Origin of the sequence: Mesorhizobium sp. M8A.F.Ca.ET.208.01.1.1, from assembly GCF_004791315.1 — a bacterium.
GTDB lineage: Bacteria > Pseudomonadota > Alphaproteobacteria > Rhizobiales > Rhizobiaceae > Mesorhizobium.
This window is the reverse complement of record NZ_SRUT01000389.1, coordinates 1-286: the sequence shown is the minus strand read 5'-3', so window position 1 is coordinate 286 and position 286 is coordinate 1. Positions and strand designations below refer to the sequence as shown.

The 286-nt window shown below is 64.3% G+C and carries 1 protein-coding gene; it reads left to right on the top strand.

What is annotated here, in order from left to right:
* A partial coding sequence (locus EN851_RS35790) for a YhjD/YihY/BrkB family envelope integrity protein (RefSeq protein WP_189587378.1) occupies positions 1-286 on the top strand: 286 nt, incomplete at both ends.

The following is a 286-nucleotide window of genomic DNA, read 5'->3' as shown; positions in this document are numbered from 1 at the left end:
TTCTGGGCGCGCGCGCCTTCGCCGACACGGCCGTGCATCTGGTCTTCGACACCTGGCCGGAGCAGATCGCCAAGCCGATCGCGCATGAGGTGCAGAATGTGCTCACGGTGCGGCGCACCGACCTTCTGACCTATGGCGTGCTGCTTGCGGCCTATTTTGCCTCGAACGGCATCGAGGCGCTGCGCACCTCGCTCAACCGCGCCTATCGGATGACAGAGACGCGCGGCATCATCCACCGCAGGGTGCAGAGCATCATCTTCGTCCTGATCGCCACGGCCTGTTTCCT